This window comes from Streptomyces sp. SN-593 (assembly GCF_016756395.1).
Lineage (GTDB): Bacteria > Actinomycetota > Actinomycetes > Streptomycetales > Streptomycetaceae > Actinacidiphila > Actinacidiphila reveromycinica.
Genome location: NZ_AP018365.1, coordinates 157,413 through 176,923 on the forward strand (window position 1 = coordinate 157,413; position 19,511 = coordinate 176,923).

General features: G+C 74.0%; 20 protein-coding genes. 15 read left to right on the plus strand and 5 right to left on the minus strand.

Going from position 1 to position 19,511, the window contains the following annotated elements; genetic code table 11:
* Positions 1-31: 31 nt before the first annotated feature.
* Together RVR_RS00705 and RVR_RS00710 are read left to right on the plus strand one after the other, a co-directional pair.
* Positions 32-886 carry a helix-turn-helix domain-containing protein gene (locus tag RVR_RS00705; protein ID WP_202231908.1) on the plus strand — a complete coding sequence of 285 codons (855 nt, stop codon included), beginning with the start codon at positions 32-34 and terminating at the stop codon, positions 884-886.
* The gene (locus tag RVR_RS00710) at positions 883-1,134 is read left to right on the plus strand and encodes a DUF397 domain-containing protein (RefSeq protein WP_202231909.1); all 252 of its coding nucleotides are present in this window, start codon (positions 883-885) and stop codon (positions 1,132-1,134) included. Before RVR_RS00705 ends, RVR_RS00710 begins: the two co-directional genes overlap by 4 nt.
* Here the strand turns inward: RVR_RS00710 and RVR_RS00715 are convergent.
* Entirely contained in the window at positions 1,106-2,326 is a 1,221-nt protein-coding gene (locus RVR_RS00715; protein ID WP_237404492.1) for an 8-amino-7-oxononanoate synthase, read from the minus strand. The two genes, RVR_RS00710 and RVR_RS00715, sit on opposite strands and share 29 nt — an antisense overlap.
* 120 nt (positions 2,327-2,446) lie before the next feature.
* On the opposite strand from RVR_RS00715, the gene bioB reads away from it, so the two are divergent.
* Both bioB and RVR_RS00725 read left to right on the plus strand, forming a co-directional pair.
* Complete coding sequence (gene bioB, locus RVR_RS00720) at positions 2,447-3,691, plus strand: biotin synthase BioB (protein ID WP_202231911.1); 1,245 nt, start codon at positions 2,447-2,449, stop codon at positions 3,689-3,691.
* The gene (locus tag RVR_RS00725; protein ID WP_202231912.1) at positions 3,684-4,988 is read left to right on the plus strand and encodes an adenosylmethionine--8-amino-7-oxononanoate transaminase; all 1,305 of its coding nucleotides are present in this window, start codon (positions 3,684-3,686) and stop codon (positions 4,986-4,988) included. The genes bioB and RVR_RS00725 overlap by 8 nt, the downstream gene beginning before the upstream one ends.
* A gap of 121 nt (positions 4,989-5,109) precedes the next feature.
* Here RVR_RS00725 and RVR_RS00730 read toward each other — a convergent pair whose 3' ends face one another.
* Entirely contained in the window at positions 5,110-6,042 is a 933-nt protein-coding gene (locus RVR_RS00730) for an SDR family oxidoreductase (protein ID WP_202231913.1), read from the minus strand.
* Positions 6,043-6,282: 240 nt separating this feature from the next.
* Between RVR_RS00730 and RVR_RS00735 the strand changes: the two genes are divergently transcribed.
* Positions 6,283-7,161 carry a helix-turn-helix transcriptional regulator gene (locus RVR_RS00735; RefSeq protein ID WP_202231914.1) on the plus strand — a complete coding sequence of 293 codons (879 nt, stop codon included), beginning with the start codon at positions 6,283-6,285 and terminating at the stop codon, positions 7,159-7,161.
* 88 nt (positions 7,162-7,249) lie between these two features.
* Positions 7,250-7,981 (plus strand): dethiobiotin synthase, encoded by a 732-nt coding sequence (gene bioD / locus RVR_RS00740; RefSeq protein ID WP_202231915.1) that lies wholly within the window; start codon positions 7,250-7,252, stop codon positions 7,979-7,981.
* A 105-nt stretch (positions 7,982-8,086) separates the two neighbouring features.
* Here bioD and RVR_RS00745 read toward each other — a convergent pair whose 3' ends face one another.
* Both RVR_RS00745 and RVR_RS00750 read right to left on the minus strand, forming a co-directional pair.
* On the minus strand, positions 8,087-8,458 hold the full coding sequence (locus RVR_RS00745) for a fic family toxin-antitoxin system, toxin component (protein WP_202231916.1): 372 nt from the start codon (positions 8,456-8,458) through the stop codon (positions 8,087-8,089).
* Positions 8,455-8,691 carry an antitoxin gene (locus RVR_RS00750; protein WP_202231917.1) on the minus strand — a complete coding sequence of 79 codons (237 nt, stop codon included), beginning with the start codon at positions 8,689-8,691 and terminating at the stop codon, positions 8,455-8,457. Before RVR_RS00750 ends, RVR_RS00745 begins: the two co-directional genes overlap by 4 nt.
* A gap of 165 nt (positions 8,692-8,856) precedes the next feature.
* On the opposite strand from RVR_RS00750, the gene RVR_RS00755 reads away from it, so the two are divergent.
* The 8 genes from RVR_RS00755 (at position 8,857) to mug (ending at position 17,613) form a co-directional block, all read left to right on the plus strand.
* Positions 8,857-9,279, plus strand: a complete 423-nt coding sequence (locus RVR_RS00755) for a GNAT family N-acetyltransferase (protein ID WP_202231918.1) — start codon at positions 8,857-8,859, stop codon at positions 9,277-9,279.
* A gap of 477 nt (positions 9,280-9,756) precedes the next feature.
* Complete coding sequence (locus RVR_RS00760; RefSeq protein ID WP_202231919.1) at positions 9,757-11,115, plus strand: hemolysin family protein; 1,359 nt, start codon at positions 9,757-9,759, stop codon at positions 11,113-11,115.
* A complete protein-coding gene (locus RVR_RS00765) occupies positions 11,112-12,128 on the plus strand; it encodes a hemolysin family protein (RefSeq protein WP_202231920.1) in 1,017 nt (338 codons plus the stop codon). Before RVR_RS00760 ends, RVR_RS00765 begins: the two co-directional genes overlap by 4 nt.
* Before the next feature lie 247 nt (positions 12,129-12,375).
* Positions 12,376-14,112 carry an aa3-type cytochrome oxidase subunit I gene (gene ctaD, locus RVR_RS00770; RefSeq protein ID WP_202231921.1) on the plus strand — a complete coding sequence of 579 codons (1,737 nt, stop codon included), beginning with the start codon at positions 12,376-12,378 and terminating at the stop codon, positions 14,110-14,112.
* A 142-nt stretch (positions 14,113-14,254) separates the two neighbouring features.
* Entirely contained in the window at positions 14,255-14,566 is a 312-nt protein-coding gene (locus tag RVR_RS00775; RefSeq protein ID WP_202238285.1) for a hypothetical protein, read from the plus strand.
* A gap of 140 nt (positions 14,567-14,706) precedes the next feature.
* Complete coding sequence (locus RVR_RS00780) at positions 14,707-15,537, plus strand: SGNH/GDSL hydrolase family protein (protein ID WP_202231922.1); 831 nt, start codon at positions 14,707-14,709, stop codon at positions 15,535-15,537.
* Positions 15,538-15,577: 40 nt separating this feature from the next.
* Positions 15,578-17,011: an adenylosuccinate lyase gene (gene purB / locus RVR_RS00785; RefSeq protein WP_202231923.1), complete on the plus strand. Its 1,434-nt coding sequence runs from the start codon at positions 15,578-15,580 to the stop codon at positions 17,009-17,011.
* Complete coding sequence (gene mug / locus RVR_RS00790; RefSeq protein WP_202238286.1) at positions 17,008-17,613, plus strand: G/U mismatch-specific DNA glycosylase; 606 nt, start codon at positions 17,008-17,010, stop codon at positions 17,611-17,613. The genes purB and mug overlap by 4 nt, the downstream gene beginning before the upstream one ends.
* Here the strand turns inward: mug and RVR_RS00795 are convergent.
* Complete coding sequence (locus RVR_RS00795; RefSeq protein WP_202231924.1) at positions 17,585-18,538, minus strand: LysR family transcriptional regulator; 954 nt, start codon at positions 18,536-18,538, stop codon at positions 17,585-17,587. The two genes, mug and RVR_RS00795, sit on opposite strands and share 29 nt — an antisense overlap.
* Before the next feature lie 158 nt (positions 18,539-18,696).
* Between RVR_RS00795 and RVR_RS00800 the strand changes: the two genes are divergently transcribed.
* Positions 18,697-19,440 carry an SDR family oxidoreductase gene (locus RVR_RS00800; RefSeq protein WP_202231925.1) on the plus strand — a complete coding sequence of 248 codons (744 nt, stop codon included), beginning with the start codon at positions 18,697-18,699 and terminating at the stop codon, positions 19,438-19,440.
* Positions 19,441-19,511 lie beyond the last annotated feature (71 nt).

Genomic DNA, 19,511 nt, shown 5'->3' on the forward strand with positions numbered 1-19,511 from the left:
CACCACTTCAGCCCAGGAGGCGCGAGAGACCATGGAACGAGTTCCCGCCGTACGCCGGCGCCGGCTCGGCGAGGAGCTGCGCCGGCTGCGCGACCTGACCGGACTGACCAGCGAGGAGGCCGCCCGGCTCGCCGGCTGGCACCAGTCGAAGGTCAGCCGGATCGAGACCGGCCGCAGCAGTGTCAGACCCGAGGACGTCCAGGTGCTGCTGGACGTGTACGCGGTGCACGACCGCGACCTGCGCGACCTGCTCGCCACCCTCGCCGGGCGCGGCTACCAACGCGGCTGGTGGCACGACTTCCGCGACGTGCTGCCCACGGAGTACCGCGACTTCATCACCCTGGAGACGGGCGCGTGCCGGGCCCGCTCGATGGAGAACAGCGTGGTGCCGGGCCTGCTCCAGACCCCGGCCTACGCCCGCGCGCTGACCCGCGACGTGATGCCCCACCTGAGCGCGCGCGAGGTGGACGCGCTCGTTGACGTGCGGATAGCCAGGCAGGCCGTCCTGCGCCAGGACCGCCCGCTGGAACTGTGGGCGGTCCTCGACGAGTCGGTGCTGCGGCGCTGGGTGGGCGGTCCCGAGGTGATGGCGGAGCAACTGCTGCGGCTGCGCGAGGCGATGGAACTGCCGCAGGTCCGGTTGCAGGTCCTCCCCTTCACCGCCGGCGGACACCAGGGGGTGACGAATTCTTTCGTCATCTTCTCATTTCCGCGCATTGCCGATCTCGACGTGGTGGTTGTCGACCATTTGACGAGTAGTCTCTACGTCGATCGGAAAGAGGACATCGCGGCGTACGGAGCAGCGTTCGCCCGATTGAGTGGTCGTGCTCTTCACAGGGAGGATTCGGCTGAGATGATCAACCGCATCCATAAGGAGCTTTCATGACGACGCTGCCCCGTTTCATTTCCTCCAGCGAGTCGCTCGGCGACGTGAGTTGGCGACGCAGCAGCCACAGCACCGCGGCGAACAACTGCGTCGAGGCCGCCAGACTCCCGTCGGGAATGACGGCGGTCCGCGACTCCAAGGACGTGCGCGGACCGGCGCTGTTGTTCGCGGCGCCGGCCTGGAGCGACTTCGTGCGGGACCTGGCCGCCGGCGGCCCGCTCAGTGCGGTGGAGCCGTCCGCGCGATGACGTCGACCGCGCGGTGCACCTGGGAGCCCGACAGGTCGCAGCGCGCGGTCAGCCGCAGCCGGGAGACGCCGTCCGGCACGGACGGCGGGCGGAAGCAGCCCACCGCCAGGCCCTCCTCCCGGCAGCGCGCCGCCCACGCGAGGGCGCTGTCGGGCGAGGGCGCGCGCACCGACACCACGCAGGCGTCCGGTGCCGTGGCGTCCAGCCCGCGCTCGGTGAGCAGCCGGTGGAATTCCCGGGCCACCTGCCGGGCGCGCGTAGCCCGTTCGGGTTCGCGCTCCAGCAGGCGCAGCGCCGCCAGCGCCGCGCCCGCGGCCGCCGGGGCGAGGCCGGTGTCGAAGATGAAGGTGCGGGCCGCGTTGACGAGGTGCTCGATCACGACGGCCGGGCCGAGCACCACCCCGCCCTGGGCGCCGAAGGACTTCGACAAGGTCGCGGTGCACACCACGTCCGGCGCGCCGGCCAGGCCGGCGCCGTGGGCGCTGCCGCGGCCGCCGTCGCCCATGGCACCCAGCCCGTGGGCGTCGTCGAGCAGCAGCGCCGCGCCGTACGCGCGGCAGGCCGCGGCCAGTTCGCGCAGCGGCGCGGCGTCCCCGTCGACGGAGAAGACCGCGTCGCTGACCACGAGCGCCGGACCGCCGGAACCGGAACCGGGGCCGGCCGGGGACGCCGGGGTCGCGCGGGCCCCGAGCGCCTTGCGGACCGCCTCGGGGTCGGCGTGCCGCACGACCTCGGTGGTGGCCCTGGACAGCCGGCACCCGTCGATCAACGAGGCGTGGTTCGCGGCGTCGGACACCAGCAGCGTGCCGGGACCGGTGAGCGCGGTGACCGCGGCGAGGTTGGCGGCGTACCCGGAGGCGAAGACGAGGGCCGCCTCGAAGCCGGTGAACGCGGCGAGTTCCGCCTCCAGTTCGGCGTGCAGCGCCGTGCTGCCGGTGACCAGGCGGGAGCCGGTGGAGCCGGCGCCCCACCGCAGGCAGGCGTCGGCGCCCGCCCGGACCACCTCCGGATGGCGGGTCAGGCCCAGGTAGTCGTTTCCGGCCAGGTCCAGCAGCGCCGACTCCGCCGCGCGGGGCCGCAGTTCGCGGCGCAGGCCGGCGGCCCGCCGCGCCCGGTCCTGGGCGGCGATCCATCCGAACGGGCCGTCGGGGCGTTCGTCGGGGGGCCGGTGCTGCTGAGATCCGCTGTCCACGCCAGCAACGTACTCGGTGGCGGGCCCCGGACCGGGTGTGGTGATGCACACATACCAGGCCGCCGATGTTGTGCGGCGCGCCATTGGCCGGGCCCGCCGCCGTACGCGAGGATTGCGGGCATGGATCTGCTGACGGCACTGGTGGACAAGGGTCTGCGACGCGAGTCGCCGACGCGGGACGAGGCACTCGCGGTCCTCGCGACCTCCGACGACGAACTGCTGGACGTGGTGGCGGCGGCGGGCCGGGTGCGCCGGGAGTGGTTCGGCCGCCGGGTCAAGCTCAACTACCTGGTGAACCTCAAGTCCGGCCTGTGCCCGGAGGACTGCTCGTACTGCTCGCAGCGCCTCGGCTCGAAGGCCGACATCCTCAAGTACACCTGGTTGAAACCGGACGAGGCGGTCGCGGCGGCCACGGCGGGGGTCTCCGGCGGCGCGAAGCGGGTCTGCCTGGTGGCCAGCGGGCGCGGGCCGACCGACCGGGACGTGGACCGGGTCTCCCGGACCATCGAGGCCATCAAGGACGGCAACGAGGGCGTGGAGGTGTGCGCGTGCCTGGGCCTGCTCTCCGGCGACCAGGCCGAGCGGCTGCGGGCCGCGGGCGCGGACGCGTACAACCACAACCTCAACACCTCCGAGGGGACGTACGCGGACATCACCACCACGCACACCTACGCCGACCGGGTGGACACGGTGCGGCAGGCGCAGGCGGCGGGCCTGTCGGCGTGCTCCGGGCTGATCGCGGGGATGGGCGAGAGCGACGCGGACCTGGTGGACGTGGTGTTCTCGTTGCGCGCGCTGGACCCGGACTCGGTGCCGGTCAACTTCCTGATCCCGTTCGAGGGCACCCCCCTGGCGAAGGAGTGGAACCTCACGCCGCAGCGGTGCCTGCGCATCCTGGCGATGGTGCGGTTCGTCTGCCCCGACGTGGAGGTGCGGCTGGCCGGCGGGCGCGAGGTGCACCTGCGCAGCATGCAGCCGCTCGCGCTGCACCTGGTCAACTCGATCTTCCTCGGCGACTACCTGACGAGTGAGGGGCAGGCGGGGCAGGCCGACCTCGACATGATCGCGGACGCGGGCTTCGAGGTGGAGGGCGCGGACACCACGACGCTGCCCGCGCACCGGCGCGGCGGCGAGGCGCCCGCGGGCGCCGGTGGGGATGCGGGTGCGGGCTGCGGCGCGCACGACACGGCGTGCGGGTCCTGCGCGCACGACGGCGTGCCGGCGCAGGCGGCCACGGCTACGGCTACGGCTACGGCCGCTCCCGTCGCCTCCTCCTCGGGTTCCGCCTCCGGCACGGGTGCCCGGACGGACCTGGTGGCCGTGCGCCGGCGCGGCGCGGGAACGGACTTGCCGCCCAATGCCTGAGCCGCTCCCCGTCGACGTGCTGCTGGACCTGGACCGGCGGCACGTCTGGCACCCGTACGGCCCGATGCCCGGCCGCCAGGAACCGCTGGTGGTCGAGTCGGCGTCGGGCGTACGGCTGCGGCTGGCCGCGCCCGCGCAGGGCAGGACCGAACTCGTGGACGGCATGGCGTCGTGGTGGTCGGCGATCCACGGCTACCGGCACCCGGCGCTCGACGAGGCCGCCCGCGCGCAGTTGGACCGGATGAGCCACGTCATGTTCGGCGGGCTCACCCACGAGCCGGCGGTGCGGCTGGCGGCGCGCCTGGTCGAGATCACGCCGGCCCCGCTGCGGCACGTCTTCCTCGCGGACTCCGGCTCGGTGTCGGTCGAGGTGGCGCTCAAGATGTGCCTCCAGTACTGGCGTTCGCTGGGGCGGCCGGGCAAGCGGCGGCTGCTGACGTGGCGCGGCGGGTACCACGGCGACACCTGGCAGCCGATGTCGGTATGTGACCCGGACGGCGGTATGCACCATCTTTGGTCCGGTGTGCTACAGGAGCAGGTCTTCGCGGACACCCCGCCGCCGGGGTTCGACGCCGAACCGTCTGAGGAGTACGCGGCACACCTGCGCGAACTGATCGGGCGTCACGCGGACGAGCTGGCCGCGGTCGTGGTGGAGCCCGTGGTCCAGGGCGCGGGCGGGATGGCCTTCCACTCCCCTGCGTACCTGCGGGTGCTGCGGGAGGCGTGCGACGAGCACGACGTGCTCCTCGTCCTCGACGAGATCGCCACCGGGTTCGGCCGTACCGGGCGGCTGTTCGCCGCCGAGCACGCGGGGATCTCGCCCGACGTCATGTGCGTGGGCAAGGCGCTCACCGGCGGGTACGTCTCCCTGGCCGCGGCCCTGTGCACCTCCCGGGTGGCCGAGGGGATCTCGCGCGGCGAGGTGCCGGTGCTCGCGCACGGCCCGACGTTCATGGGGAACCCGCTCGCCGCGGCCGTGGCGAACGCCTCGCTGGAGGTGCTGCTCGCCCAGGACTGGGCGACCGAGGTGAAGCGGATCGAGGCGGGGCTGCGCGAAGGACTCGCGCCCGCGGCCGGGTCGCCCGGGGTGCGCGACGTCCGCGTGCTCGGGGCGATCGGGGTGGTCCAGCTCGACCACCCCGTCGACGTGGACGCCGCCACCCGCGCCGCGGTCCGCGCGGGCGTGTGGCTGCGCCCCTTCCGCGACCTCGTCTACGCCATGCCGCCGTACGTCACCGGCGACGACGACGTCGCCCGGATCGCGGCCGCCATCGTGTCCGCCTCCGCCGCCGGCTGACCCGGCGCGCACTCCGGCCCCGCCCCGCCCCGCGCGCCCGTGCCGGGCCCGGTGACCGTACCGCCCGCCGGCGCGGGCGGTACGGTGACGGCGGGCCGGGCGGCGCTCGGCGGACGTCGGTTCAGGCGGAGGGGAAGTCGGTGGCGGGGGCGTCGGCCGCGGTGGCGTCGAGGTCGGCGCGCAGCGCCTCGACCTTGGCGGTGGCGTACGCGTGGGCGTCGGAGCCCAGGATCTGGCGCAGCGGTCCGTCGGTCGCGGCTCGGCGGATGATCGCCGCCGCTCCCTTGACGGGGTCGCCGAGCTGGTGGCCCTGCAGCCTGATGTGGTCCTCCACCATGGCGCGCACGGCCGGGTAGTGCGCGGACGTCTGCGCGGGCAGCGCCAGCGAGTCCGGTGTCAGGAAGGACGTGCGGAAGTAGCCCGGCTCGACGAGGGTGACCTTGACGCCGAACTCCTCCACCTCGGCGGCCAGCGCCTCGGTGAGCCCTTCCAGCGCGAACTTGCCCGCGCAGTACAGGGCCCAGCCGGGCACCGCGGTGAGGCCGAGCACCGACGAGACGTTCACGACGCGGCCTCCGCGCTGCGCCCGCAGGACCGGCAGCGCCGCGCGCAGCACGTTCCACACGCCGACGACCTGGACGTCGAGCATGTCGCGCACCTCCTTGTCGCCGGTCTCCTCGACCGCGCCCAGGAAGCCGTAGCCCGCGTTGTTGACCACGACGTCCAGGCGGCCGAAGCGGTCGACGGCCCGGCCCACGGCGTCGGCGACCTGGTTCTCCTCGGTCAGGTCGACCGTCAGCGGCAGCAGGCGGCCGGTGTCGGCGCCCTCGCCCAGGGCGGCGGTCAGCCGCTCGGCGGACCGCGTGGTGGCGGCGACGCTGCCGCCCTGGGCGAGTACCTGCCGGACCAGTTCGAGCCCCAGGCCGCGGGACGCGCCGGTGACGAACCACGTTCCGGGCGCGCCGGAGGTGCCGGATACCGGGGCGGCAGGGGCAGCGGACGGGGCGGCGCCGGAGGCGGGGGCGGGAGCGGGGACACGGGCGGGGGAAGTCATGGCGATCCTTCGAGGTGCGGAGTGTGCGGAGTGTGCGGAGTCTGAGATGCGGAGCACGGAGTGGAGCCGGGCGCCGGCCGGATCGGAAGCGCGATCCGGCGCCGACATCCAATGTGGGCCCGTTCCACGGCCCCGCGGCCGTCATGATCGGCCCCACCGGACCTGGGCCCGGGCTGACCAGGACGGACAGACCCACCCGGCGCGCCCGCCGCCGCCGGGGCGTGGGCCACACTGGAACCCATGGCCGCCCTCAACCGCGAACTGTCCGACTTCCTCAGGCGCGCCCGCGCCCAGTGCGACCCGGCGCGGTCCGGCCTGCCGCCGGACGGGCGGGTCCGGCGCGTCCCGGGGCTGCGGCGCGAGGAGGTCGCCCGCCTGGCCGGCGTCTCCGCCGACTACTACGCCCGTCTCGAACAGGGCCGCAGGATCACCCCCTCCCCCGCCGCCGTCGAGGCTGTCGGCCAGGCGCTCGGGCTCGACGCCGCCGGGCAGGCGCATCTCCACGACCTCATCGGGGCCGGCACCGCTCCGGCCCGCACCCGCGCTCCGGGCGTGCAGCGCCTGCGGCCGGGCCTCCACCAGTTGCTGGACTCCCTGGACGGCACCCCCGCCCTCGTGCTCGGCCACCGGGCCGACGTCCTGGGCACCAACCGGTTGGCCCGGGCCCTGTTCGCCGACTTCGACGCCATGCCGGCCGGTGTACGGAACTACGCCCGCTGGCTCTTCCTCGACCAGGACGCGCGCGCCCTCTTCGTCGACTGGGAGGTGCAGGCCCGGGCCGCCGTGGAGAGCCTGCGTCTGGACGCCGGGCGCGACCACGACGACCGGGGCGCCCGGGAGCTCGTCGCGGAACTCAGGGAGCGCAGCGAGGACTTCGACCGCTGGTGGCGCCGGCACCGCGTCCACCAGCGCACCCACGGGTCGAAGCGGCTCCGCCACCCCCTGGTGGGCGAACTCACCGTCGAGTACGAGACGGTCGTCCTGCCCGGCGACACCGGGACGGCGCTGTACCTCTACACCGCCGAGGCCGGGTCGGCGTCCCGCCAGGCGCTCGACCTGCTCGCCTCCTGGACGATGACCCGGGACCCGGGCGACCGCCCGGAGCAGCGCCGCGTGTGACCCCGCGCAGGGCTCCCGCGGGGGCCCGGTTTGTGCGGGGCGGGGGGTGGGCGGGCATGCTGGGGGCTTTCCGAGGGGAGTTGCGGGTATGGCGATCGTCGTGGTGACCGGGACCGGCACCGAGGTGGGCAAGACGGTGGCGACGGCGGCGGTCGCCGCCGCGTCGCTGGCGCAGGGGCTGAGCGTGGCGGTGCTCAAGCCGGCACAGACCGGGGTGGCTGAGGGGGAGCCGGGGGACGCCGCGGAGGTGGCGCGGCTGGCCGGCGAGGTGACGGCGGTCGAGCTGGCGCGGTACCCGGAGCCGCTGGCACCGGCGACCGCGGCGCGCCGCTCGGGCCGGCCGGCGGTGACCCCGGAGGAGATCGCGGAGGCCGCGGCGAAGCTGTCCGCGGTCCACGACGTGGTGCTGGTGGAGGGCGCCGGGGGCCTGCTGGTGCGCTACGACGAGAAGGACTCCACGCTGGCGGACGCGGCGTCGCTGCTGCACGCGGGGGTGCTGCTGGTCGCGCAGGCGGGGCTGGGCACGCTCAACGCGACGGCGCTGACCGCGGAGGCGATGCGCACGCGCAGGATCACCTGCCTCGGGGTGATCATCGGGAGCTGGGCGGCCGAGCCGGGGCTCGCCGAGCGCTGCAACGTGGCGGACCTGCCGCAGTCGGCGGGCGCCCCGCTGCTCGGCGCCCTCCCGCAGGGTGCCGGGGCCCTGTCGCCCGACGCCTTCCGTACCGCGGCACGCGACTGGCTCGCCCCGCAGCTCGGCGGCGTGTGGGACCAGGACGCCTTCGCACGCGTCTACGGGCCGCCCGCCGCCCGGGCGTAGCCCCGGCCCGGCCCCGCCGACCGCGGAGACGGTCCGCCCCCGGCTCCGCGGTCGGGGAAACGGGGGGGCACAGAACGAGCCCAGGGCAGGCGCGGGGCGGTGCCGTCAGCGGGTCCAGGCGCGCAGCTCGCCGGCGATGCGCTCGACGCCGACTCCGCCGTCCTTGATCAACCGGGCCAGGTCGCGGACCTGTTCGGGCGAGGTGGTGACCTTCCGGCCCTCCGCGACGAGGTAGGCGTAGGCGACGGCGGTGGCGAACAGGGCGTTCGACCGCTCCAGGGCCGGGACGTGCAGCAGTAACTGGAGGAGGGCTGCGGCCCGCAGGTGCTCGTCGTCGTAGACGGGGCGGCCGAATATCTCGGCTCGGTGCCGGCTCACGGCGGCGACGAGCGCGCCCCAGTCGGTGACCTGCGGGTCCCCCGGTGTGTTGTGCTCGGCGACCATCAGCAGCCACGCGAGGTCGATCCGCAGGGTCAACGGGCGCCTTCCCCGGTGCGGGGGGCGTCGCCGAACTCCTCTTCGAAGACCGCTTCGTAGCGCTTCATGAAGTCGGCCGCGGCCTGGACGAACGCCCGGCCGTTCTCCCCCTCGTCCTGCCGGACGAGCTCCTCGATGTAGCGGTTCACGCTGATGCCGCGCTGCGAGGCGCGTTCCCGCGCCGTCTCCGCGGTGGCTTCCTCCACCCGCACGTTCAACTGGGTCTTCGCCATGGGTCCACGCTAGCGCTCGGGCGCTAGTAGCGGCAAGAGCACGCTCTCGGCCCGGGCGGGGAACCGTACGGTGGCGATCCGGGACGGTGGCGGTCCGGGACGGTGGCGTGTCTCGTATCGCGGAAACGGGCAGGGCACGGCGGGCGGGGCTGCTTGGCTGGGCGTATGAACGATCTTCGGATACGGTCGGCCGCCCCGGCCGACGCCGCCGCCGTCCTGGCCTTCTGGCAGGTGGCGGCGGAGGGCACCAGCATCAGCGACGACGAGGCCGGGGTGGTCGGGCTGGTCGCCCGGGACCCGGAGGCACTGCTGCTCGCGGAGCGGGACGGGGTGCTGGTCGGGTCGGTGATCGCCGGGTTCGACGGGTGGCGGTGCCACCTGTACCGCCTGGCGGTTCACCCGGAGGTACGGAGGCAGGGGGTGGCGCGGGCGCTGCTGGAGGCCGCGGAGGAACGGTTCCTCGCGGTCGGGGGGCGGCGCGGCGACGCGATGGTGCTGGTGGCGAACGAGCGGGCGCAGCACGCGTGGCGGGCGAGCGGGTACCTGCCGGAGGAGCGGTGGCGGAGATGGACCAAGCGGTTGCGCTAGCGCTGGGCTCGGGCGGACCCGCCCGGGTGCCCTGTCCTGTCGGTTCCGGGACCACCCCTGGTCGGGCCCGGCCGCGCCGCTCCCCCGCGCCCCCTTCCGGGCACCCACATCCCACGGCACCCCACACCCCCACCCGGCCGACCCATACCGCCGACTCCAGGACCACCCCTGGTCGGGGGCCGGCCGCGCCGCTCCCCGCACCCCCACCCGGGCACCCACATCCCACAGCACCCCACACCCCCACCCGACCGACCCATACCGCCGACTCCAGGACCACCCCCGGTCAGGGGCCGACCGCGCCGCTCCCCGCACCCCCACCCGGGCACCCACATCCCACAGCACCCCACACCCCCACCCGGCCGACCCATACCGCCGACTCCAGGACCACCCCCGGTCAGGGGCCGGGCGTGCCCCCGGGAGGGCTTCTCGTGGTGCGGGGAAGGAGGTGGGGGTTGATCATGGGGGCGAGGTGGTGGGATGACGGAGACGGTGCTGGTGGCGGTGGCGCTGCTGCTCACCTTCGTGTGCGGGGTGTTCGTCGCGGCGGAGTTCTCACTGACCACCGTGGAACGCGGCGAGCTGGAGCGGGCGGTCGCGGCCGGGGAGCGCGGGGCGGCCGCGGCGTTGGGAGCCGTGCGGTCGCTGACCGTGCAGTTGTCGGGCGCGCAGCTCGGGATCACCGTGACGGGACTGGTCATCGGCATGCTGGCCGAGTCGTCCGTGGCGAAACTGCTGCGCGGGCCGCTGCGGGCCGCCGGCCTGCCGTCCTCCGCGGCGGCGTCGCTCGCCCTGGTGCTGGGCACCGCGCTGTCCACGGTGGCGTTGATGGTCATCGGCGAACTGGTGCCGAAGAACTGGGCCATCACGCACCCGCTGGCGGTGGCGAGGCGGGTGGCCGCACCCCAGCGGGCGTTCAGCAGCGCGTTCGGCCCGCTGATCCGGCACCTCAACAACACCGCCAACCGGGTGCTCCGCCGGATGGGCCTGGAACCGGCCGAGGAACTGGCCTCCGCCCGCGGACCGCAGGAACTGCGGGCACTCGCCCGGCACTCCGCGAAGGCGGGCGCGCTGGAGCAGGACACCGCCGAGCTGTTCGTCCGGACCATCGGCCTGGGGGACCTCACCGCGCAGAACGTGATGACGCCCCGCGTGCAGGTCACCGCCCTGGAGGCACGCGCCACCGCAGAGGACGTCGCGAACGCCACCCGCGCCACCGGCCTGTCCCGCTTCCCGGTCTACCGCGGCACCCTCGACGCCGTGATCGGCACCGTGCACATCAAGGACGTGCTCGCCGTCCCCGGCGACCGCCGGGCCCGCGTACCGGTCACCGAGCTGCTGCGCGAGCCGATGCTCGTGCCCCACTCCCTCACGGTGGACCGGCTGCTCGACCGGTTCAGCGGCCGCCGCTCGATGGCGGTGGTGATCGACGAGTACGGCGGGACCGCCGGCGTCGCGACGCTGGAGGACATCGTCGAGGAGGTGGTCGGCGAGGTGCGCGACGAGCACGACCCCTTCGAGGTGCCCGACCTGCGCTTCCTGCGCGAGGACCCGCTGGGCCGGCGGATCTACGACGCGGACGGCGCCGCCCGTACCGAGGACCGGCTGGAGCGGATCGGCCTGCACGCGCCCGACGGACCGTACGAGACGCTGGCCGGCCTCGTCGCCCAGCGGCTCGGGCGGATCCCGCGGCGCGGTGACGCGGTCGAGGTGGAGGGCTGGCGGATCGAGGTGACCGACGCGAGCGGGCGGCGGGCGGCGCGCGCCCGCCTGGTGTCGCCGCCGGGGGTTCCCGACGGCGAGGACCCGGCCGCCGACGGTGCGGAGCCGGCCCGGTGACCGCCGTGCAGTTGCTGGTCGGCCTGCTCACCATCGTGGCCAACGCCTACTTCGTCGGCGCCGAGTTCTCGCTGATCTCGGTGCGCAGGGACCAGGTCGAACCGCGGGCCGAGGCGGGCGACCGCCGGGCGCGGAGCGTGCTGTGGGGCCTGGAACACGTCTCGCCGCTGCTGGCCGCCGCGCAACTGGGCGTCACGGCCTGCACCCTGGTGCTCGGCATCGTCGCCGAGCCGGCGATCGCGCACCTGCTGGAGCCGCTGTTCCACGCGGCGAGCGTGCCGGACGGCGCGGTGCACCCGGTGTCGTTCGTGATCGCGCTGTCGGTGGCCACCTACCTGCACATGCTCTTCGGGGAGATGGTGCCGAAGAACGTGGCGCTGGCCGATCCGGTGCGCTCCGCGCTACTGCTGGGCCCGCCGCTGGTCGCGCTCACCCGGGGGCTGCGCCCGCTGATCTTCGCGATCAACGCGCTCGCCAACGCCGCCCTGCACCTGGTGCGGGTGGAACCGCGCAACGAGATCGCCGCGGTGTTCTCCGACGACGAGCTGTCCCGGATGGTGGTGGACGCGGGCGCCGCCGGGTTGCTGGACGAGCGGGCGGCCGCGCGGCTGCGGGACGCCCTGGAGCTGGGACGGCGGCCGGTGGGCGGGATCGTGCTGCCGCCGGACCGGGTGGTGCGGGCCCGGCTCGGTATCACCGCGGAGGGCCTGGAGGCCCTCAGCGCCGAGTCCGGCTTCTCGCGCTTCCCGGTCGCCGACGACGACGGGCGGGTGCTGGGCTACCTCCACGTCAAGGACGCGCTCGACGCCGAGCAGCGCGACGCGCCCCTCCCCCGGTCCGCGCTGCGCCGTATCACCCGCCTCGGCGCGGCCACGCCGCTCGACGACGCCCTCACCGCCATGCGCGCCGGCCGCGCCCACCTGGCCGCGGTCGTGGACGCCGACGGGCACGGCGTCGGCCTGGTCACGATGGAGGACGTCCTCAAGGAACTGGTGGGGCGGCGCCGTTCCTGACCGGAGCCGGTGCCCGGTTTCCCACAGATTCCCGGCCGGCGAACACCCCGCCCGGCGAAACCCTCCCGTCCGGCGGACTTTCCCGTCTGGCGGACTTTCCCGTCTGGCGGACTTTTCGACCTAACCCACTATTGATCAACCCGGCTGACTTGTCGGCGCGGCCGCTTCTGCGGACGACCGGCGCCTTGGCATTCTTTCCGGACGGCCGACCACCGGTCCGTTGGGGTCGAATTCAGGGAGTGATGACGTGACGGCTGGCAGCACCGCGGAGCCGGTCGGAACCGACGAGGAGTACGCGGACGAGCTTCCGGCCCGGGTGAGGCGACCGGGCAGCATCATCGCGAGTTGGGCGAGTACCACCGACCACAAGACCATCGGCACCATGTACCTGGTCACGACATTCGTCTTCTTCCTGCTCGGCGGCGTGATGGCGCTGCTGATGCGGGCCGAACTCGCCCGCCCGGGGCTCCAGTTCCTGTCCGCCGAGCAGTACAACCAGGCGTTCACGATGCACGGCACCGTGATGCTGCTGATGTTCGCGACACCGCTGTTCGCGGGGTTCACCAATTGGATCATGCCGTTGCAGATCGGCGCGCCCGACGTGGCGTTCCCACGGCTGAACATGCTGGCCTACTGGCTCTACCTGTTCGGCTCGGTGATCGCCGTGGGCGGTTTCCTCACCCCGCAGGGTGCGGCCGACTTCGGCTGGTTCGCCTACTCCCCGTTGTCCAGCGTGGTGAACTCCCCCGGTATCGGCGCGGACATGTGGACCATGGGGCTGGCGCTGTCGGGGTTCGGCACGATCGTCGGCGCGGTCAACTTCATCACCACCATCGTCTGCATGCGCGCCCCCGGCATGACGATCTTCCGCATGCCGATCTTCTGCTGGAACGTGCTGCTCACCTCGCTGCTGGTGCTGTTCGCCTTCCCGGTGCTGGCGGCCGCGCTGCTGTGCCTGGAGGCCGACCGGAAGTTCGGCGCGCACGTCTTCGACGCGGCCAACGGCGGCGCCATCCTGTGGCAGCACCTCTTCTGGTTCTTCGGCCACCCGGAGGTCTACATCATCGCGCTGCCGTTCTTCGGGATCGTCACCGAGGTGATCCCGGTGTTCGCCCGCAAACCCATCTTCGGATACCTGGGCCTGGTCGCGGCCACGATCTCCATCGCCGGTCTGTCGGTCACGGTGTGGGCGCACCACATGTTCGTGACCGGGGCCGTGCTGCTGCCGTTCTTCTCGTTCATGACGTTCCTCATCGCGGTACCGACCGGGGTGAAGTTCTTCAACTGGATCGGCACCATGTGGCGGGGGTCGCTCAGTTTCGAGACACCGATGCTGTGGTCCATCGGCTTCCTCGTCACCTTCCTCTTCGGCGGGCTGACCGGGGTGATCCTCGCCTCGCCGCCGCTGGACTTCCACGTGTCGGACTCGTACTTCGTGGTCGCGCACTTCCACTACGTCGTCTTCGGCACCGTGGTGTTCTCGATGTTCGCGGGCTTCCACTTCTGGTGGCCCAAGATGACGGGCAAGATGCTCGACGAGCGCCTCGGGAAGATCACCTTCTGGACGCTGTTCTTCGGGTTCCACGGCACCTTCCTGATCCAGCACTGGCTGGGCGCCGAGGGCATGCCGCGCCGCTACGCCGACTATCTCGCCGCGGACGGGTTCACCACGCTCAACACCGTCTCCACCATCAGCTCCTTCCTGCTCGGCCTTTCGATGCTGCCCTTTCTCTACAACGTCTGGAAGACCGCGAAGTACGGGAAGAAGGTCGACGTGGACGACCCCTGGGGCTACGGCCGTTCGCTGGAATGGGCGACCTCCTGCCCGCCCCCGCGGCACAACTTCGTGACGCTGCCGCGCATCCGCTCCGAGTCCCCGGCGTTCGATCTGCACCACCCGGAGATCGCGAGCTTCGACGACACCACCAACCGCCCCGACCAGGCCGTGGTGATGGCCCCGGGCGAGAAGCACAAGCTGCAGTAGGAGCCCAGGGCCGACGACCGGAGGAGCACGCGTGCGCACGGACAGCACGGACGGCACGGGAGACACCGACCGCACAGGTGGCACGGAGGGCGGGAACGGCACAGGAGGCGCCCGGGGCCGGCACGGCGACGACCCCTCGGGGCTGCACCGGATCGAGGGTTACCTGCTGTGGAGCGCCGAGGTGGCGCGGGCCCGCCGCGAGGCCGGCGGGTTCACCGAGCACCTGCCGTGGCTGACGACCGCCCAGCGCGAGGAGGTCGAACGGGTCTACGTCGCGGACCGGCTGCGGCTGTCCCGCGAGACGCTGCGGCGCATCGTCGACCGGGCCGCGGAACTGCGCGAGGAGTACGCCGCGCGCTACCGGGAGCTCCGGCGGCGCTGCGTGGCGGCGGCCGTGGTCGGGGGTGGGGCGGCGGCCGGCGCGCTCGGTGCCGCCGCGTACCTGGCCAGGTGACCGGGGCCGGACACCCGGCCGGTTCACCGGGGCCGGACGCCGCGGCCGGGTGACCGCCACGGGAAGCCCGTCGGGCGGGCAGGGGCGGACGGGGAGGAGGGATCGGGCGGGACCCCCGCGCCGGTAGGATCGCCCCTGCCATGGAGAAGCCAGCCACGTATTCCAGCCTCGTCGCCGTCGGTGACTCCTTCACCGAGGGCATGTCGGACCTGCTGCCCGACGGTTCCTACCGCGGGTGGGCGGACCTGCTCGCGGCCCGGCTCGCCGCGGCCGCCCGGGAGGCGGGCGGCGACGGCGTGCGGTACGCCAACCTCGCCGTGCGCGGCAAGCTGATCCGGCAGATCGCCGACGAGCAGGTGGACGCGGCGGCCGCGATGCGGCCGGACGTGATCACGCTGGTCGGCGGGCTCAACGACGTCCTGCGGCCCGGCTGCGACGTGGCCGAGGTGTGCCGGGTGCTGGAGAGCTGCGTGCAGCGCCTCGCGCCGGCCTGCGAGAGGCTGGTGCTGATGCGCAGCCCGATCAGGCGCGGCCCGGTGGCCACCCGGTTCCTGCCGCGGATGGTGGAGCTGTTCGACTTCGTGGAGTCGCTGGCGGCCGCGCACGGCGCGGTCGTCGTCGACCTGTACGGGGCGCACGTGCTGGGCGACGGCCGGATGTGGGCGGAGGACCGGCTGCACCTGACCGCGGAGGGCCACGAGCGGGTGGCCGAGGCGGTCTGGCAGGGGCTGGGCCTGCCCGCGGGCGCGGACTGGACCCGGCCGCTGCCGCCGGAGGTGCGCGCGGGCTGGGCCGCTCGCCGCATGTCGGACGCGCGCTTCACCCGTACCCATCTGCTGCCCTGGATCGGCCGCCGGCTGACCGGACGCTCCAGCGGCGACGGGCGCAGCCCCAAGCGGGCCGAGCTGCTGCCCTACGACCTGCCGCCCGGCCTGCCGCTGCCCGGCGCGGTGCCCGGTAGCGAGGGCTGACCGCACGCGGCACCCCCCGCGACCAGTAGAATCAGCACACGTGACAGCCAAGCCGCGTATCCCGAATGTCCTCGCCGGTCGCTATGCCTCAGCGGAGCTGGCCGCGCTGTGGTCGCCCGAGCAGAAGGTGGTGCTGGAGCGCCGGCTGTGGCTGGCGGTGCTGCGGGCCCAGGCGGACCTGGGCATCGAGGTGCCCCCGGGCGCGATCGCGGACTACGAACGGGTGCTGGAGCAGGTCGACCTCGACTCCATTGCGGAGCGCGAGAAGGTCACCCGGCACGACGTGAAGGCCCGGATCGAGGAGTTCAACGCGCTCGCCGGGCACGAGCAGGTCCACAAGGGCATGACCTCGCGCGACCTGACCGAGAACGTCGAGCAGCTCCAGATCCGGCTGTCGCTGGAGCACGCGCGGGACCGTACGGTCGCGGTGCTGGCCCGGCTCGGGCAGCTTGCCGCGCAGTACGGCGAGCTGGTGGTGGCCGGCCGCTCGCACAACGTCGCGGCGCAGGCGACCACCCTCGGCAAGCGGTTCGCGACGGCGGCCGACGAGTTGCTGGTGGCGTTCGGGCGGGTCGAGGAGCTGCTGGAGCGCTACCCGCTGCGCGGCGTGAAGGGCCCGGTCGGCACCGCCCAGGACATGCTGGACCTGCTCGGCGGCGACAGCGGCAAGCTCGCCGACCTGGAGCGCAGGGTCGCCGAACACCTGGGCTTCTCCCGGGCGTTCAGCTCCGTCGGCCAGGTCTACCCGCGCTCGCTGGACTACGAGGCGGTGACCGCGCTGGTGCAGTTGGCGGCGGCGCCGTCGTCGACGGCGAAGACGATCCGGCTGATGGCCGGCCACGAACTGGTCACCGAGGGCTTCAAGCCCGGCCAGGTCGGCTCCTCGGCGATGCCGCACAAGATGAACACGCGTTCCTGCGAGCGGGTCAACGGCCTGATGGTGGTGCTGCGCGGCTACGCCTCGATGACCGGGGAGCTGGCCGGCGACCAGTGGAACGAGGGCGACGTGTCCTGTTCGGTGGTGCGCCGGGTGGCGCTGCCCGACGCGTTCTTCGCGTTCGACGGGCTGCTGGAGACGTTCCTGACGGTGCTGGACGAGTTCGGGGTGTTCCCGGCCGTCGTGGCGCGCGAGCTGGACCGCTACCTGCCGTTCCTGGCCACCACGAAGGTCCTGATGGGCGCGGTGCGGGCCGGGGTGGGCCGGGAGGCCGCCCACGAGGCGATCAAGGAGAACGCGGTGGCGTCGGCGCTGGCGATGCGCGAGCAGGGCACCGAGCGCAACGAGTTGCTGGACCGGCTGGCCGCCGACACCCGTATCCCGCTGGACCGCGGGGCGCTGGACGCGCTGATGGCCGACCGGTTGTCGTTCACCGGTGCCGCCGCCGACCAGGTCGCGGAGGTCGCGCGCCGGGTCGAGGAGGTCGTCAAGGCCCACCCGCAGGCGGCCGCCTACCGGCCCGGGGCGATCCTCTGACCCCGGAGGAGGAGGCGCAGGCCCGCACCCGCAGGCTGCCCGACATCGTCGGGCCGGGGCTGAGGGTGCTGTTCTGCGGGATCAACCCCGGGCTGCTGTCGGCGTACCGGGGCGAGCACTTCGCCCGGCCGGGCAATCGGTTCTGGCCGGCGCTGCACGCCTCGGGCTTCACCCCGCGCCGGTACGCGCCCGCCGAGCAGCACGGCGCGCTCGCGCTCGGCTTCGGGCTGACGAACCTGGCCGGGCGGGCGACCGCGCGCGCCGACGAACTGGCCGGGGAGGAGCTGGTGGCCGGCGGTGCGCGGCTGGCGGCGAAGGTCGCCCGGTACGAGCCGCGGTGGCTGGCGGTGCTGGGGGTGAGCGCCTACCGGGTGGCGTTCGCCGACCGGCACGCCGCCGTCGGCCCGCAGCAGCGCACGCTGGGCGCGACCCGCGTGTGGGTGCTGCCGAGCCCCAGCGGGCTCAACGCGCACTGGCCGCCGGCGGCGCTGGCCGCGGAGTTCGCCCGGCTGCACGCGGCTGCCTTCCCCGGTGCCCCGGGCGTGCACCCGGGCGGCGTGCACCCGGGCGACGTCAAGGGCGCGCGTCCACCGGCGGTGTGAGCAGGCGGCACGCGGCGTCCACGAAGTCCGCGACGAGCGGGCTGCCGTCATCCGCGCGGGCGGCCACGACGACCTGGCACGGCTCGATGCCGTCCACGGGCACCACCGCGAGGTCGTCGCGCTCGGCGCAGCGCCGGTCGTAGGCGGGTACCAGGGCCACCGAGCGGCCGTCCGCGACGCCTTCGAGCTTGTCCTCGAAGGTCTCCGCGAGCAGCGGGCCGAGCGGGGCCCGGGTGCCGTCGGGGTGGGGGTCGAGCCGCCAGAAGCCGGTCCAGGCCGCGGCCATGCCCGCGCAGGCGACGAGGGGTTCGCCGGCGAAGTCGTCCGGGCCGACCGACTCCTTCCCGGCCAGGCGGTGGTCCGCCGGCACCAGCAGCGCCCGCGGCTCGTCGTAGAGCACGCTGACGCGCAGGCCGTCGTCCGGGATGGGCAGCGGGGTGCGGGCGACGAGCACGTCGACCTTGCGCTCGGGCAGGGCGCGGGTCTCGTCCCAGTCCAGGTGCCGGGTGCGGACGTGGGCCCGCGGGTGGCGGCGGCGCACCTCCCGTACGGCGGCGGTGACGACGAGGTCCTCGACGTATCCGACGGTGACGGTGTGCTGCGGCCCGGCCGAGCGGGCGGCGCGGGTCGCCTGCCCGGCGGCTTGCAGGAGGGCCTGCGCCTGCGGCAGGAAGGCCGCCCCGGCCGCGGTGAGGGCGCTGCCCTGGGTGGTGCGGTCCAGCAGCCGCACCCCGAGGGTTTCTTCCAGCCGCTGGATCTGGCGGCTGAGCGAGGGCTGGGCGATGTGCAGTTCCTGCGCGGCGCGGGCGTAGTGCAGATGCTCGGCGACGACGGTGAAGTACCGGACCAGCCGCAGGTCGAGGTCCGGGTCGGGGCCGGCCGCCTGCGGGCCGGGCGCCGTTGCGGGCTCGGTGGCATCGGTCATTCCGCCAGCGTACTCGTGATGCAGATCGCGTATGACGTGGTGCGAAACAGGTCTTGGACGCCCCCGTCCGGGCGGAGGTTGACTCGTGTCAGTCCCGCCGAGGCCGCTGCCCGGGGGACGTCGACCAGCAACCCACTCCTGAACCGAGGGTGTCCGCCATGGGCAAGTACACAGGCAAGAACGTCGTGATCACCGGAGGCAGCACGGGCCTGGGCCTGGCCACCGCCCGGCTCTTCGTGGACGGGGGCGCCCGCGTCCTGATCACCGGGCGCGGCCGGGACGCGCTGGACGCGGCCCGCGCGCAGCTCGGCGACCGGGCGGTCGCGGTGCGCGGTGACGCCTCCTCGCTGCCGGACCTGGAGGCGCTGGCCGACCGGGTGAAGGCCGAACTGGGCAGCGTGGACGCCCTGTTCGCCAACGCCGGCATCAACGGCTTCGCGCCCTTCGAGGCGACCGGCGAGGAGCTGTACGACCAGCTGATGACCGTCAACGCCAAGGGGCCGTACTTCACCGTGCAGAAGCTCGCCCCGCTGCTGGCCGAGGGCAGCGGCGTGGTGCTCACCACCTCGGTGGTCAACGTGCTCGGGATGCCGACGCTGAGCGCCTACGCGGCGAGCAAGGCGGCGCTGCGCTCCATGACCCGCAGCCTGGCCCGCGAGCTGCTGCCGCGCAAGGTCCGCGTCAATGCGGTCAGCCCCGGCCCGATCGACTCGGGCATCCTGGAGAAGTCGATGCCCGCGGAGGCCGCCGAGCAGACCCGGGCGCAGATGGCCGCGCAGCTACCGATGCTGCGGGTGGGCACCCCGGACGAGGTGGCCCGGGCGGTCGCCTTCCTCGCCTTCGACGCCACCTTCACCACCGGCGCGGAATTCCCGGTGGACGGCGGCGGCTCCCAGTTGTGACGGCGGCGGTCACCTGGGCGTCCGGCGCCTGGTAACTTCGCCGGACGGCGGGTCGGCGCCGCGGGGGCGCG

What these genes read in the sequence shown, in the direction of transcription:
- RVR_RS00705 (WP_202231908.1), top strand. Translation starts at nt 32, where the DNA reads ATGGAACGAGTTCCCGCCGTACGCCGGCGCCGGCTCGGCGAGGAGCTG.
- RVR_RS00710 (WP_202231909.1), top strand. Translation starts at nt 883, where the DNA reads ATGACGACGCTGCCCCGTTTCATTTCCTCCAGCGAGTCGCTCGGCGAC.
- bioB (WP_202231911.1), top strand. Translation starts at nt 2,447, where the DNA reads ATGGATCTGCTGACGGCACTGGTGGACAAGGGTCTGCGACGCGAGTCG.
- RVR_RS00725 (WP_202231912.1), top strand. Translation starts at nt 3,684, where the DNA reads ATGCCTGAGCCGCTCCCCGTCGACGTGCTGCTGGACCTGGACCGGCGG.
- RVR_RS00730 (WP_202231913.1), bottom strand. Translation starts at nt 6,042, where the DNA reads ATGACTTCCCCCGCCCGTGTCCCCGCTCCCGCCCCCGCCTCCGGCGCC.
- RVR_RS00735 (WP_202231914.1), top strand. Translation starts at nt 6,283, where the DNA reads ATGGCCGCCCTCAACCGCGAACTGTCCGACTTCCTCAGGCGCGCCCGC.
- bioD (WP_202231915.1), top strand. Translation starts at nt 7,250, where the DNA reads ATGGCGATCGTCGTGGTGACCGGGACCGGCACCGAGGTGGGCAAGACG.
- RVR_RS00750 (WP_202231917.1), bottom strand. Translation starts at nt 8,691, where the DNA reads ATGGCGAAGACCCAGTTGAACGTGCGGGTGGAGGAAGCCACCGCGGAG.
- RVR_RS00755 (WP_202231918.1), top strand. Translation starts at nt 8,857, where the DNA reads ATGAACGATCTTCGGATACGGTCGGCCGCCCCGGCCGACGCCGCCGCC.
- RVR_RS00760 (WP_202231919.1), top strand. Translation starts at nt 9,757, where the DNA reads ATGACGGAGACGGTGCTGGTGGCGGTGGCGCTGCTGCTCACCTTCGTG.
- RVR_RS00780 (WP_202231922.1), top strand. Translation starts at nt 14,707, where the DNA reads ATGGAGAAGCCAGCCACGTATTCCAGCCTCGTCGCCGTCGGTGACTCC.
- RVR_RS00795 (WP_202231924.1), bottom strand. Translation starts at nt 18,538, where the DNA reads ATGACCGATGCCACCGAGCCCGCAACGGCGCCCGGCCCGCAGGCGGCC.
- RVR_RS00800 (WP_202231925.1), top strand. Translation starts at nt 18,697, where the DNA reads ATGGGCAAGTACACAGGCAAGAACGTCGTGATCACCGGAGGCAGCACG.